The following is a 14,510-nucleotide window of genomic DNA, read 5'->3' on the forward strand; positions in this document are numbered from 1 at the left end:
GCAGTATGGGTCACGCAATACGGATTATGCGACAGTCCGCCGCGCCTGATGCGGAGATCGACAGGGGTTCAATGGGTAGGCAAGAGGAAGACCATCATGCGTAGCTCTCAGGTCATTACGGCAATCATTGCTCTCGTGGTATCCGCACCGGCGCTGGCTGACGACGTCAAGGTCGGCGTCGGCATTTCCGGATGGACCGGCTTTGCACCACTGACACTCGCCAAGGAGGCGGGCATCTTCAAAAAGAACGGCCTCGACGTGACACTGAAGAAGATTCCGCAGAAGGACCGGCATCTCGCCATTGCATCCGGTGACATCCAGTGCGCGGCGACGACGGTCGAGACCTGGATCTCCTGGAACGCCAATGGCGTTGCGACCAAGCAGATCTTCCAGCTCGACAAGAGCTATGGCGCCGACGGCATGGCAGTGCGCAACGACGTCGCCGCGATCAAGGATTTGAAGGGCAAGACGGTCGCCGCATCCGCGCCAGGCACCTCACCCTATTTCGCGCTGGCCTGGATGCTCAAGAAGAACGGCCTCTCGGTGAAGGATGTCACCGTGGTCAATTTGGAGCCGGCGGCCGCGGCGCAGGCTTTCGTCGCCGGCCAGAATGATGCGGCAATGACCTATGAGCCTTATCTCTCGACCGTGCGCGCCGCACCGGACAAGGGCAAGATCATCGCCACCACGCTGGACTATCCGATCGTCATGGATACGTTCGGCTGCACGCCGAAGTTCCTGACCGAGAATCCGAAAGCCGCCCAGGCGCTGGCCGATAGCTATTTCGAAGCGGTCGACATGATCGCCAAGGATCAGACCAAGGCCTACGAGATCATGGGCGCCGACGTGAAGCAGTCCGGCGAACAGTTCGGCAACTCGGCGAAGTATCTGCGCTGGCAGGACAAGGCCGCGAACCAGAAATTCTTCGCCGGCGATTTCCTTGCCTTCAACAAAGAAGCTGCGGACCTCCTGCTTGAGGTCGGCATCATCAAGGCCGCGCCTGACGTCAAGGACCTCTTCGACGCAAGCTACATCAAGTAGCACCATCCCACGTGCGCTTCCGGTTCCACTTCCGCCACTTTGCGGAGCGGAACCGGAGCCTGATCGAACATCACCCGGATATATTGCGATGCGGCCTCTGGATCCCGTGACATCGAGGCAACGCGTGGCTTACGGCCTCGCGTTCTTCGTGCTGTTCGTTGCCCTCTGGGCCTGGGCAACCTTCGGCGGCCATGTCTCAAAGACGTTCCTCGCCAATCCGCTGACCATGGTGCAGGAAGGCTATGAACTGCTGACCCGCCAAGGCTTCCTGTTCGACATCGGCATGACCGTCTGGCGCGTCGTCGGCGGCTTTGCGCTCGCCGCTGTTATCGCGGTGCCGCTCGGCGTGCTGATGGGTGCCTACAAGCCTGTCGAGGCGTTTCTCGAACCGTTCGTCTCCTTTGCGCGCTATCTGCCCGCCTCCGCCTTCATTCCGCTGTTGATCCTGTGGGCGGGCATCGGCGAATTGCAGAAGCTGCTGGTGATCTTCATCGGCTCGGTCTTTCAGGTCATCCTGATGGTCGCCGTGACCGTCGGTGGCACGCGGCGCGATCTGGTCGAAGCAGCCTATACGCTGGGCGCCGGCGATCGCGGTGTCATCCGCCGTGTGTTGCTGCCCTCCACAGCCCCTGACATCGCGGAGATTCTTCGGCTGGTTCTGGGCTGGGCCTGGACCTACGTCATCGTGGCCGAACTCATCGGATCATCGTCCGGCATCGGTCACATGATCACCGACAGTCAGGCCCTGCTCAACACCGGCCAGATCATCTTCGGCATCATCGTCATCGGCCTTATTGGGCTCGCCTCGGACTTCCTCTTCAAGGCTTTCAACGCCTGGCTGTTTCCGTGGAAACTCGCATGACGGCGCTTAGGATCGAGCAGGTGTCTCGCACCTTTCCGGCGCGCGCAGGCCATGCACCGACGCGCGCGCTGGAACCGACCGATCTCAACGTCCGCGACAATGACTTCGTCACCATCCTTGGACCCTCTGGCTGCGGAAAATCTACCCTGCTCCGCATCGTCGCCGGCCTCGACCGGCCGACCACCGGAAGTGTCGTACTCGACGGCCGCGAGGTGACCGGTCCCGGTGCGGATCGCGGAATGGTGTTTCAATCCTACACGCTGTTTCCCTGGCTGACCGTGCGCGAGAATATCGCCTTCGGCCTGCGCGAGCGCGGAGTTTCGCAAGCCGAACGCAGCAAGGTCGCAGACCGGTTCATCCATCAGGTCGGATTGTCCGGCTTCGAGAACCACTGGCCAAAACAGCTTTCCGGTGGCATGCAGCAGCGCACCGCGATTGCGCGCGCCCTGGCCAATGATCCCAAAATCCTGCTGCTCGACGAGCCGTTCGGTGCGCTCGACAATCAGACCCGCGCACTGATGCAGGAGATGCTGCTCGGAATCTGGGAGCGCGACCAGAAAACCGTGCTGTTCGTCACCCACGACATCGAGGAAGCGATCTTTCTCGGGAGTCGCGTCATTGTCATGAGTGCACGCCCGGGCCGCATCAAGACGGAGATTGCCGTCGATCTACCGCATCCACGGTCCTACAAGATCAAGACGAGCCAGGAATTCGTCGCCCTGAAGGAACGGCTTGTCGAAGAGATCCGCACCGAGGCTTTGAAGGTGGCTGGCGAAACCTGACAATCGCTCGGCAGATTTCCTGTTGTCAGACCGGGCTCAAGGCATGGGGGCGCTCGACTGGCTATAGTCACGTTGATAAGCCCGTCCGGCAAGGAATTTTGAGTCGAGACATGACCGTTGCGATTGAGTTGGGGAATACGACGGCCGGCGGCTCAGCAACTCTGGACCTCGAGGAACTGCTGGCCACCCGCCTGCTCGTGCAGGGTAATTCGGGCTCCGGCAAATCCCATCTGCTGCGGAGGCTGCTGGAACAGAGTGCCCAATGGGTGCAGCAGACCATCGTTGACCCGGAAGGTGACTTCGTCACGCTGGCCGAACGTTTCGGCCACCTCGTGATCGATGCCGAGGACCATACCGAGCGCGGTCTGCAGGTCGCCGGCGAGCGGGCGCGCATCCATCGCGTCTCCACGGTGCTTAATCTCGAGGGACTAGACGCCGAGAACCAGATGCGGCGCGCGGCCGCCTTTCTTGGCGGGCTTTTCGAGGTTGCCCGTGACCATTGGTACCCGGTGCTGGTGGTCGTGGATGAGGCGCAGCTGTTCGCGCCGGCGGTTGCCGGAGAGGTTTCGGACGAGGCGCGCAAGCTCTCGCTCGGAGCCATGACAAACCTGATGTGCCGAGGCCGCAAGCGCGGGCTTGCAGGGGTGATCGCGACCCAACGACTGGCAAAGCTTGCCAAGAACGTCGCGGCGGAGGCTTCCAATTTCCTCATGGGCCGAACCTTCCTGGACATCGATATGGCGCGCGCCGCCGATCTTCTGGGGATGGAGCGGCGCCAGGCAGAGGCCTTTCGGGACCTCGAACGCGGTCAATTCATGGCGCTGGGACCTGCCCTCTCCCGCCGTCCACTCGGATTGCGCATCGGTCCAACCGAGACCCAGCCACGCAACGCAACCCCGCGACTCATGCCGCTGCCGGGAACGACACTGGAAGACGCACGCGCCATTGTCCTGGCAGCTCCGCCACCCGAGAATATCCGGCCTCAGCGCCGGCCGGCGCCTGACCTGCTGAGCCAGCTCATGACGGCGAAGTCCGGGCCAATGGAGACCGGTCCCGAAACGGAGGAGCAGCCATTCAGCGCCGAGGAACTGGCAGAGCGGCGTGAACGGCTGGATCGTATCCTCTGTGCCATCCTGGCGGAACCTGACGCGGGATTCCGTGCCATCGGCGTTCTCTACCAGGAGTTCGTGGTCCGCTGCCGAATCGAGGGCCTCGGCTTGGCCGTGCCTGATCTCGGCGACTTCCGCCGCATGCTGACGCGCGCCCGCGCCGGCCTCGGCACCGACATGGCGGAGGACGACGCGTGGCAGGACGTCTCGGTCCGTGCCGCCATCCTGCCTGAGGACATGCAGGGTGTCTTCATGATGATCGCCCGCGCTGCAAAGGACAGCCAACCCTGCCCAAGCGATGCCGCGATTGCCCGCGCCTATGGAACGCATTCGTTTCGGCGCGCGCGGCGTCTGCTGACCTATATCGAGGAACAGGGGCTCATCGTTTGCCAGCTTGATGGCGCGGGTCGGCGCATCGTGACGCTCGTCGAACTGGCCTGGGCGACGGCACCGGGCGCCCCCGATGCGGAAGAACTGTTGACGAAGGGAGTCATTAGCAGTCCTTCTCTCTGATGCGACGATCAAGCGCGCCCGAAACGCTCTCATATCCGCCGCCGCAAGAGAGTTGTCATCCTCTCGGAACCAAGCCCGGAGTTCGCCGCCCGCAGGTCAGCGGCGCAGTTTGTATCCGGCAGCATCGCGATCCCAGGTGTCGGGAGTCTCTCCGGCCTCGCGCAGCGCGACCTTTCGAATCTTGCCGTTCTCCGTGAGCGGCATTTCGGCGACAATCCGCACAAAACGGGGAACCGCAAAGTACGCCATCTGCCCCTCGCAGTACCTGACCACGTCGACGGCATCGAGCGCATGGCCGTCTTCGAGCTGAATGGCGGCGGCAACTTCATCCTCGCCGAGTTCTGACGGCAGCGGATAGACGGCGCAGGCGGCGATCGCCGGATGCTTAAGCAGGACCTGCTCTACCTCCCAGGACGAAACGTTCTCGCCGCGGCGGCGGATCGAATCCTTCATCCGGTCGACGAAACGGTAGTGGCCATCTGCATCGCGCACGACCCGGTCGCCGGTGTGAAACCAGAGATTTCGCCAGGCTTCGACCGTCTTGTCGGGCATCCCGAAATAGCCCGTCGCAAACGCGAACGGCTCGCGCGCGCGAAGCAGCAATTCGCCGGCCGCACCATCAGGCAAGACCGCATCATCGGGATCGACGATGCATGCGTCTACGCCCTCGGCGAGATGGCCCATGGTGCCGGGGCGATCGGACGGGATCGGGCTTGCGAATGCGAAATTCGTCTCGGTCGAGCCGTAGCCATCAAGCAGCGGCACGCCGAAACGCTCCAGAAACGGACCATGAAATTGGCCGGGAACGCCGCCACCGAGCGCAACCCTGAGGCTGTGCGTGGCATCATCGGTGGACGGTGGCTGTGCCAGCAGCATCACGGCCATGGCGCCCAGGAGGTAGCCGACCGTCGCCTGTTGCCGCCGTGCCGCTGCCCAGAAGCCGGAAGCGGAGAATTTCGGCTCGAGCACGTAGGTGCAGCCGTTGAGCAGCGCCTGATAGAATGCGTTCAGCGCGTTGGTGTGGAACAGCGGCAGCGTCGTGAACAGGACATCACCCTCGAGGATGCCGAGCGCGCGCGCCGAATAGACGCCCCACCAAAACATCTGCGCTTGCGGGCAGCAAACGCCCTTGGATGGACCTGTCGTACCTGACGTATAGAGGATCGCGACCGTGTCGCCGGGCCTGACCGGCGCGGGCAGAACCGCCTCGCCGAGCGCGGGCAGCCGCGAAATCGATGCCGGCCCGATCAGCGGCTTGTCGCCCTCCCCAATCGTCCATACAAGATCCGGCGGCGCAACATCGCTCCCGAGCGTTTCGATCGCCGGCACAAGGCCCGCCTCGATCACCAGCAGTTTCGGCGCGGAGTTGCGCAGGATGTGACTCAACTGGATGCCGCGCAGTGCCGTGTTGATCGGCACGCAGACGGCCCCCATCCAGGCGCAACCGAGATAGACTTCGAGGAATTCAGGCCGGTTCGAGCACATCAGCACGACACGGTCGCCGGCGCGAAGTCCGGCCCGCATCAAACGCGCGGCTGACGCGGCGGCAATCCCGGCCGTCTCGGCGTAGCTCCATTGGGTTTCGCCGAAGACAAAGAGCGCACGTTCGCCGTATTGCGCGGCCTGCCGCGTCAGAATGGTCGAGAGGATACGGTCCGCCGGCGGAAAGCGTTCTGCTGCCTGCGGCCAGATCGACCGGCCCGGCCGTTGCCCGGCCGCGCTGCTGTCACCTGCCTGCACGTGCACCTCCACCGATTGCTGCTCCGATCCGCCGAGATCGCCACTGGCCAGCGAGATAGTTTAGGCTTAAAGTATTCACCAAAGCTGCCGCCACAGCAAGCGCCGCGTGCGGGTTCCGGCCGCCGTCCGTCGCGGTGAGCCGGAGGCATCAACAGGAGCTATGTCTGCGATGAGTTCTGACATTCCCTATCGATCGCCATCCGACGCCTTCGCGGCCAGCGCCGCCAGACGGCCGGACGCGCCGTTCCTGCTGGCGCCTCCAAGCGCGGAACTGGCTTACGCGCCCAACGGATTTTCGATCGCATACGGTCCGTTCAAGACGGAAGTCGATCGACTGCGCGCGGAATACGCTGCCGCCGGCTATGGACGCGGTGCGCGCGTCGCCTTGCTGCTGGAAAATCGCCCGGTCTTCTTCCTGCATTGGCTCGCGCTCAACGCGCTCGGGGTTTCGATCGTCCCGATCAACTCCGACGTCCGCCCCGATGAGTTGTCCTTCCAGCTCGAGCTGTCACAGGCCGACCTGCTGGTGGCAACGACGGATCGCATGCACGTGACCAAGGATGCAGCACTCGGGCGCGCCCGCCTGATCGACACCGACAGCCGCATTCCATCCTGCCGGACTGATGTGACTGCCCAGGATCCCGAGTTCAACGGCGAATGCGCATTGCTGTTCACCTCGGGCAGCACCGGCAAGCCAAAGGGGTGCATGCTCTCGAACCGCTACTTTCTCGGGGTTGCCGATTGGTATCTCGCGCAGGGCGGTGTGGCCGAGTTGCAGACGGACCGCGAGATCAATCTGACGCCATTGCCGATGTTCCATATGAACGCACTCGGCTGCAGCGCAGTCGGGATGATGGTGCTCGGTGGCGCCGTGGTGCCGCTCGACCGTTTTCATGCCAACCGCTGGTGGCAGTGCGTCGCCGACAGCGGCGCAACTGTCGTGCATTGTCTCGGCGTGATCCCGGCCATCCTGCTGCAACTGCCGGTGACCGAGGTCGAAAGGCAGCACCGCGTGCGCTTCGCCTTTGCGCCCGGCGTCGATGTTCGCCACCGTGCTACCTTCGAGGAGCGTTACCGCATTCCGATCGTCGAAGCCTGGGCGATGACCGAGACCGGGGGCGCGGCGGCCACGACCACCGCGCGCGAGCCCGCAGGCTTTGGCGCCCGCTGCGTCGGCCGGCCATCCAAAGGCATGGACTATCGCCTCGTTGATGATCAGGGCGCCGATGTCGCACTTGGGAAACCCGGCGAATTGCTGGTCCGGTCCAAGGGCGACGATGTCAGGGCCGGATTCTTCAGCGGCTACCTGAAGGACGAGGAAGCCACCGAAGCAGCCTGGCAGGGCGGCTGGTTTCACACCGGGGACCTCGTTTTCGCCGACGACGACGGGCTGATGTATTTCTTCGATCGCAAGAAGACTATCGTGCGGCGCAGCGGCGAGAATATCGGCGTGCTCGAGGTCGAAAGCGCGCTTTACATGGACACGCGTATCGGCAGCTGCGCGGTGACACCCGTTCCTGACGACATCCGCGGCGAAGAGGTTTTCGCGTTCATCGTGCCGAACACTGAGGTCGACGACGCGGCCGCGCTGGCGACCTCGATCGTCAAGACCTGCGCCGAGCGCCTCGCCTATCACAAGGTGCCCGGCTATGTCGCCATCGTCGACGAGTTGCCGCTGTCGTCGACGCGCAAACTCGCCCGCGGCGAGATCAAGTCGCTCGCGGCCGCGGCCGTCAGCGCCAACCATGCGATCGACTTGCGCGCGCTCAAGGCGAAGCTGCGTCACGCCTGAGCCGCGGGGTGGCTGCTGCACTACGGCAGCAGCTTGTACTTTCCGTTTTCGATCTGGACCAGGATCCGTGCGCGCTCGTCGACCCCGTAGCGGTCGGCCGGCGTGTAGGTGTAGATGCCGTGCGTGCCGACCATATCCTTGGTCGTGAACAGCGCCTCGCGCAGTGCATTGCGGAACGCCGGCGTACCCGGCACCGCACCTGTCGCCTTGGCACGTTTGGCGGCATCCATGAACACCAGCCAACCGTCGAAGGCATACGGCGAAAACGCATCCGACGGCGGCTCGCCATTGACCTTCTCGTAGGCGGCGCGGAACGCCAGCGCGACCTTGCGGATCGGATTGCTCTCGGGAAGTTGCTCGGCTGCGGTGACCGGTCCGGTCGGGCAAATGATGCCCTCCGCCGCTTTGCCCGCCAATCGCAGGAAGTCGGCGCTGATCATGCCGTGGTTGCCGTAGAGTGGCCCTCTATAGCCACGCTCGGACAGCGCGATCACGGGCAACGCGCCAGGCGTCCCGGTACCGCCCAGCATGATTGCATCCGGGCGCGCGGACAGCGCACGCAGCACCTGCGCTGTGACCGAGTTGTCCGAACGCGCGTAACGCTCGTTCGCGACCACCTTGATCCCGGCCTTCTCGGCGCTTTGCAGCAACGAATTGTACATCAAGTCCCCGAAGGCGTCGGAAAAGCCGATAAACGCCACGGTCTTCACACCGCGGCCCTTCATGTGATCGACGATGCCCTGGACGAGAAGCGACGTCGGCTGCGGCGTCTGCACCACCCATGGGCCGCCCTCGCCGGCCGGTACTGGCGCAATGGGTGAGATCGCCACCATCGGCACCTTCATTTCAATCGCGGCAGTCGCCATCGCCAGTGTCTGCGGCGCGCCCGACGTTCCGATCAGGAAGTCGACCTTTTCCTGTTCGACCAGCTTGCGCGCGTTGCGCGTCGACGCGGCCGGATCCGAGCCGTCATCGAGTTGGATCACGCGAACTTTCTCCCCGTCGACCTCGCCGATGTAAGCCTGTCCCGCCGCTAACCCCTTGGCATTCGGCACGCCGATCGACGACACCGGCCCACTCAGGCCGGTGACGAACCCGACCAGGATTTCAGCGTGGGCCGGCGCCATGACGCCGAGCAGTAGCGCGGCGCCGATCTGGAACGTTTTCTTCTTGTTCATTTTGTCACTCGATATGGACCGGAATGGCTCAACCCTGGCCCGCAGACACCAGCGCAAGCACGCGCAGCGGACTGCCGGAGCCGTTCTGAATCTTCAGCGGCGCGGCAACAATCACCGCCCCGGTCGCAGGAAGCTGATCGAGATTGCACAGGCACTGCAGACCGTAACGCCCGCCGCCGTGCAGGAAATGGTGCGCCGGATAGGGTGGATCGAGATGACCGGCCTGGCCGGCGTCGGTCCCGATCGTTTCGTTGCCGAAGCCGATGATGCCGCGCTCCTCGACCAGCCAACGCATCACAGCGGCATCTGGCCCGGGCGTGTGTGCGCCGTCGTCCTTCAGATTGGCGTAGTCGCGCCAACCCTTCTTCGACCAGTCGGTGCGCAGCAGCACCCAATGGCGTTGCGGAATCCGTCCGTGACGGCTTTCCCATGCCTCGACAACCGGAATCGAGAGCAGGAAATCCGGGTCTTGCGCGACCTGTGCCGAACAATCGATGACGCAGGCGGGCGCGATCATGTCGCGGACCGGCAGCGTGTCGACCGAATTGTTCGGCAGATCCTTGCCGGTGAACCAGTGGATCGGGGCGTCGAAATGCGTCCCGGTGTGCTCGCCGAAGGTCAAATTGTTCCAGTACCAGGCGGGACCAGCCGCATCGTATTGCGATATCCGCTGGATGCGCACCGGTGCGGCCTGGCCGAACTCGGGCGGCAGCACGATGACCGGGAAATCCGGGCTGAGCGTGAAGGTCAAATCGACAACGCGCACCGCTCCCGATGCAACGGCGTCGGCAAACTGCACGAGGTGGTTGCTGTCCATTGTGCTTCTCCTGTTTTCAACCGACCTACGACCCCAGCTCGCGCTCGACGGCCTTCGGGTTGGCTGCAAGGCGCTGGCGAATGTCCTCGGCGACATCGCCGACGAACACGTCCTCAAGCCCGCGCTTGAGCGCCGAGACGATCGAGGTCGCGACCATACGGGGCGCGACCTTCGGCGGTGGCACCGTCTGAAACCACTCGATATCGAGTGGACCTGTGAAGACGTTCACCACCTTGATGCCGCCCGGCCGCAACTCCGCGCGCAGGCAGTGCGACAACGACAGAGACGCCGCCTGTGACGCGGAATACGCACCGAACACTGGCCAGTTCGCCAGCGCATACACCGACAGGATATTGACCCATGCGGCGGCACTGTTGACGCCATCCGAACCCCGCATCCGCATCGCCGGCCCGAATGCCTGCGCCAGGTGTACGAAGCCAAGATAGCTCTGATCGATCTCGTCACGCACGACGCTGGTGCCCTGGCGGTCGAGCAGTCCGCCGGCACGAACATGCTCCGCGGTGTTGATGAGGATATCGACCTTGCCGCCGATATCGGCCGCCAGATCGGCAACCGATTTCTCGTCGCCGATGTCGAGCGGCACGATCTCGACGCCATCAAGCCTGCGCAGCGCATCCTCGCCGCGGAACGGCTTCCACGGTTCGGCGACGCCGACAAAAACGATCGACGCGCCGGCAGCCTTCAACGTGGCCACAACTTCCTGACCGACGATGCTGCGCCCATTGGTCACCAGGACGCGCCGGAACTTCGGATCGGCGGTCATCTCACGCCACTGCCTGTCGTCCGTCATGTTGGGGGTCTCACGTTCGGGGTGCGCAAAGGCTACGGCCTGCCCGCTCTTGTCCAGTTGAAACGACATCGTGACCGGCCGACCCTCTTCGCAGTCGGCGTGCAGATGCGCCACCAGCTTCGGCCCACATTCCATCGCGACCAAGCCCACGCGCCATGGCGCACGCTCCCGGAAATGCACGTCGGCAGGGACATGCAAGGTGGTTTCGCTCAACAACGTGCCGCGGCGCGGCGCATCGGCAAAGGCGAGGTCGGCGGACAGGCACGCAGGGCACGCATCGCGTGCCGGATAACAGAACGTGTTGCAGGCTCCGCAGCGCTGCAGCAGGAAGCGCCCCTCGGCGGCGGCGCGCGTAAAGCCATGCGACGCACGGCTGCGGGCGCGCGGTGGCGACGTCGGCCGCCGCGTCCGCAACAGGGGATTCTTGCGGCGCGGTCTTACGATCGGTTCGATCATGTGCCCGGTCCCGCAAGGATCGCCGCGCCCGAGGCGAGGCCGCGATCATAATTGATCATTCCGAAGCCCGACGCCAATCCGATGCGCGCATCCGTGACCTGGGTCGGACCAGCAAGTCCAAGCACCTGGCGCATCGCTTCGACCACCCCGAGATAGGCGCCGCCGGCGCCGGCCTGTCCGACTGACAATTGGCCACCGGAGGTGTTGTGCGGGAAAGTTCCGTCGATCGTAAAATCATGCTGTCGAACGAAATCCGGTCCCTCGCCCTTACGGCAGAAACCGAGATCCTCGAACTGCATCATCGAGATCACGGGGTAATCATCATAGGTCTCAACGAAATCCAGATCATCAGGCTTGACCCCCGCCATTGCGTAGAGTTCGTCGACATCCATCGCCCAGCCACCACGCACCTGAACAGGGTCATCGCCGAACGCGTTGTGGCGCTCGATCGTGGCGAGAATCTTGGCCGCAGGCAATTTCAGCGACATGGCGTCATCTTCCCTCATCACGAGGAACGCCTCCGCGCCGGCACAAGGCATCACGCAATCGAACAAATGGATCGGATCAGCAATCGGCCGTGCCGCCATGTAGTGTTCGATGGTCAGCGGCGTCTTCATCAGGGCATGCGGATTGCGAAGCGCGTTCGAGCGCTGCGCGACGGCGATCTTGCCGAAATCCTCACGCCGGGCTCCGAACGTGCGCATGTAATTGCGCGCGATCAGCGCGAAGCTCGCATTGGCGCCGCCGGCACCATAGGGATAAACCGCGTCCTGGTTGAAGCGCGAGAAGTTCTCGAGCGTGAAGCGGAACGAATCGACATGGTTGGTGTCTCCGGCGACGCAGGCGACGACGCGGGCATCGCCCGCCTGCACGGCCCGCGCGGCACGCCGCAGCGCGGCAATCGCGCTGGCACCGCCAAGCGGAATGGTATCGATCCATCGCACGCACAGGCCGAAATGCTGGGTCAGGCTGATCCCGCTGTCGAGCCCCGCCGTGAAGCTTGACACACAGAACCCGTCGATGTCGCGCGGTGTGATCCCGGCACCATCGACCAGCGATTTCAAGGCCCGGCCGATCCACCATTGCGCGCTCTCGATCGAGTAGCGCACATAGGGGATCGTCACCGGAACCGCCATCACGACCCGGTCGTAAGGTGTGCGGATGGAGTTCTGCATTGGACTGCCGGATTCCTGTCGTGAGGCTCAGAGCACGGTCAATTCGAGGTCGATGTTGCCGCGCGCCGCATTCGAATACTTTATCTCGTTAGACTGCAGCATGCAGGGCCCTAGCGTTGCCTGGATTCGGTGGCTTGGGCACGCGCCACGACCGCGCGAAAATCCTTGCGTGCGCGCTCATTGGCGAGCGCGAAGCTCGGCCCGCGGCTCGGCTCGGTGCCGTTGAGACGCTGTAACTGCACCCACATCTCGGCGCTCTTCAGTGCGACCGCCGCGCAGTTGACCACCGGCGCATAACCAATCCTGAAGCCATGTTCGCTCGCAATCAGGAGAGCGGGCAGCACGCCGGCCGGAATGATGACGTCGACGCCGCGATCGACCAGCGGCTGTGCGCAGGCCGCAAAGTCGCTCAGCATGCGCGCTTTCGCGGCCGCATCGCCGGCAAACGCCGCGCTGAAATCCTCGGGCCGGCAGCCCATGCCGGTGACATGCGCCACACGGCCGCACAGACCATAGCGATCAGCCTGCTCGTAGTGCCAGACCTCGAAAGCTGAATCGAGCGTGACAAGGCCAAGGCGGCGTCCAAGCTGCGACGCCGCGAGCAGCGTCGCCTCACCAGCACCGACCACGGGTATCGTCAGCGCCGAACGCAGTTCGTACAATCCGGGATCCTGGAAGTGGCCCATGACATAAGCGTCGAAGCCGCGCTCCTGCGCAGCGAGCCCATTGTCAACCGCCTGGATCGCACAACGAAATTCGCTCAAGCGGCCGAAATCGCGATCCGCGGGCGTGATACCCTCTACATGGACGGTGGTGCCGGGCGCGGCGATCTCGTTCAGATAGGTCGCAAGCCGCGCCATGTAGGGCGCGCTCGTGGCCTGGTCGACGAAGCTCTGCCAGAAGATGCGCACAGCGGATATCCTGTTCACAGGCGACTGTGCCGATCCCCGAGCCGCCGAAGTCTATGACGGCTGGCGACACACTAGGCTGCCGTTGTGAACGCGTGCCGCAGCCATACACCGTCCCATCGACCAAATTATTTCAACCACAAAATAATTTTGGCGTCAATCGAACGGCTCGACGACACACGCCGCGCACCACAGGGGCGATTTGTCGAAACCGCGGGCAGTTGGCGCCTTTCCCTTTTGCACAAGCGAATTCAGCGTTCGCGACCGCTGATGTTGCGGCAAAACTTTTCCGCCAGGCACCAAGCTGGCGTATTGACGTTCGGCCGAAAGATACTTTAGGCTTTAAACAATTGGCGGCAACCGGCGCTCCGCAGGCGCGTCGGGTTGATCGTGCGTCGATCAAGGGTTCCTTCATCGTGGCTGAGATCATCGACCTCGGAACAACGGGCGCCGTCGGCGAGGTCGCATTCGCCGCAGCCCCTCACTGCGTTTCAGGGCTTTGCGATTTGGGCGGCCAAAAAGTCGCTCACGAGGCCGGCAAAAGCCTCCGGCATCTGATCGGGAAGGGGCACCATGCCTCCTGAAAGCTCGCGCAAAATACTGCCGTCGATCGCTCCAGCGACCTTCGGAGCCATCGGATGAACGTGTGGATCGCCCGTCGGAGCAATGACCAGCGTCGGGCACAGGATGTGTCCCAGACGGTCTTCCATCCGATAGCGATTCACCACCCGGTGGCCTTCCGCGGCCATCTCGCCGGACCTCAGCGCATCAATGATGAATCGTTGCAGCAAATCGGTATCGCCGACCGGATAAAACGGCTGACGGCGCGCCCAGAGCTCGGTGAGATGGGCACCGTCGCTGCGCGTCTCGACATCGTCGATGACCCGCATGCCATGATGCTTGGCACGGCGCGCCGCATCAACGAAAGGACAGGCCGAGAGCACCAGCGCGCTCACCCGCGCCGGTGCCGAGGCGGCCATTTCTACCGCGATGACAGCGCCGGTGTGATGACCGACAATCGCGGCGCGCGGCACGTCCAGCGCGTCGAGCAACGCCAGCGCGGTCTGCGCCCACACTTCGATCGAAGGTTCGCCGATCGGCCGGTCGGAATCCCCGAAGCCCGGCGTGTCGATCGCGATCGCGCGAAAATCGCGGCCGAGCAAAGGCAACACATCGCGATACTCGTCCCACGAGCGTGGCGTCTGATGCAGCAGCAAGACGGGAAAGCCTGCTCCTGCCATGGCCGCGTGAATGCGGCCATGCTGCGTCGTGACGAAGCGGCGCTCGACGGTCGAACCGTGTTTGCGGGCAGTCATTTCACAACTC

12 protein-coding genes are annotated in these 14,510 nt (G+C 63.7%); 5 read left to right on the plus strand and 7 right to left on the minus strand.

Annotated features, from left to right (window positions below; translation table 11 throughout):
* Positions 1–96 precede the first annotated feature (96 nt).
* The 4 genes from ACP2YO_RS29435 to ACP2YO_RS29450 all read left to right on the plus strand — a co-directional run bounded on the left by ACP2YO_RS29435 (position 97) and on the right by ACP2YO_RS29450 (position 4,307).
* Positions 97–1,041, plus strand: a complete 945-nt coding sequence (locus ACP2YO_RS29435) for an ABC transporter substrate-binding protein (RefSeq protein WP_426434641.1) — start codon at positions 97–99, stop codon at positions 1,039–1,041.
* 88 nt (positions 1,042–1,129) lie between these two features.
* Positions 1,130–1,903: an ABC transporter permease gene (locus ACP2YO_RS29440; RefSeq protein ID WP_426434642.1), complete on the plus strand. Its 774-nt coding sequence runs from the start codon at positions 1,130–1,132 to the stop codon at positions 1,901–1,903.
* Positions 1,900–2,685 (plus strand): ABC transporter ATP-binding protein, encoded by a 786-nt coding sequence (locus ACP2YO_RS29445; RefSeq protein WP_426434643.1) that lies wholly within the window; start codon positions 1,900–1,902, stop codon positions 2,683–2,685. The genes ACP2YO_RS29440 and ACP2YO_RS29445 overlap by 4 nt, the downstream gene beginning before the upstream one ends.
* Before the next feature lie 110 nt (positions 2,686–2,795).
* The gene (locus ACP2YO_RS29450) at positions 2,796–4,307 is read left to right on the plus strand and encodes a helicase HerA domain-containing protein (protein WP_426434644.1); all 1,512 of its coding nucleotides are present in this window, start codon (positions 2,796–2,798) and stop codon (positions 4,305–4,307) included.
* 96 nt (positions 4,308–4,403) lie between these two features.
* Here ACP2YO_RS29450 and ACP2YO_RS29455 read toward each other — a convergent pair whose 3' ends face one another.
* Complete coding sequence (locus ACP2YO_RS29455) at positions 4,404–6,047, minus strand: ATP-dependent acyl-CoA ligase (protein ID WP_426434645.1); 1,644 nt, start codon at positions 6,045–6,047, stop codon at positions 4,404–4,406.
* A 169-nt stretch (positions 6,048–6,216) separates the two neighbouring features.
* On the opposite strand from ACP2YO_RS29455, the gene ACP2YO_RS29460 reads away from it, so the two are divergent.
* Positions 6,217–7,839, plus strand: a complete 1,623-nt coding sequence (locus ACP2YO_RS29460; RefSeq protein WP_426434646.1) for an AMP-binding protein — start codon at positions 6,217–6,219, stop codon at positions 7,837–7,839.
* A 20-nt stretch (positions 7,840–7,859) separates the two neighbouring features.
* Here ACP2YO_RS29460 and ACP2YO_RS29465 read toward each other — a convergent pair whose 3' ends face one another.
* The 6 genes from ACP2YO_RS29465 to ACP2YO_RS29490 all read right to left on the minus strand — a co-directional run bounded on the left by ACP2YO_RS29465 (position 7,860) and on the right by ACP2YO_RS29490 (position 14,500).
* Entirely contained in the window at positions 7,860–9,017 is a 1,158-nt protein-coding gene (locus tag ACP2YO_RS29465; RefSeq protein WP_426434647.1) for an ABC transporter substrate-binding protein, read from the minus strand.
* 28 nt (positions 9,018–9,045) lie between these two features.
* A complete protein-coding gene (locus tag ACP2YO_RS29470) occupies positions 9,046–9,834 on the minus strand; it encodes a cyclase family protein (protein WP_426434648.1) in 789 nt (262 codons plus the stop codon).
* Between the two features lie 25 nt (positions 9,835–9,859).
* Positions 9,860–11,101 carry an SDR family NAD(P)-dependent oxidoreductase gene (locus ACP2YO_RS29475; protein ID WP_426434649.1) on the minus strand — a complete coding sequence of 414 codons (1,242 nt, stop codon included), beginning with the start codon at positions 11,099–11,101 and terminating at the stop codon, positions 9,860–9,862.
* On the minus strand, positions 11,098–12,276 hold the full coding sequence (locus ACP2YO_RS29480) for a thiolase family protein (protein ID WP_426434650.1): 1,179 nt from the start codon (positions 12,274–12,276) through the stop codon (positions 11,098–11,100). Before ACP2YO_RS29480 ends, ACP2YO_RS29475 begins: the two co-directional genes overlap by 4 nt.
* A gap of 110 nt (positions 12,277–12,386) precedes the next feature.
* Positions 12,387–13,187 (minus strand): aspartate/glutamate racemase family protein, encoded by an 801-nt coding sequence (locus tag ACP2YO_RS29485; protein WP_426434651.1) that lies wholly within the window; start codon positions 13,185–13,187, stop codon positions 12,387–12,389.
* 488 nt (positions 13,188–13,675) lie between these two features.
* Complete coding sequence (locus ACP2YO_RS29490; protein WP_426434652.1) at positions 13,676–14,500, minus strand: alpha/beta fold hydrolase; 825 nt, start codon at positions 14,498–14,500, stop codon at positions 13,676–13,678.
* Positions 14,501–14,510 lie beyond the last annotated feature (10 nt).

This window comes from Bradyrhizobium genosp. P, from assembly GCF_049949265.1.
Classification (GTDB): Bacteria; Pseudomonadota; Alphaproteobacteria; order Rhizobiales; family Xanthobacteraceae; genus Bradyrhizobium.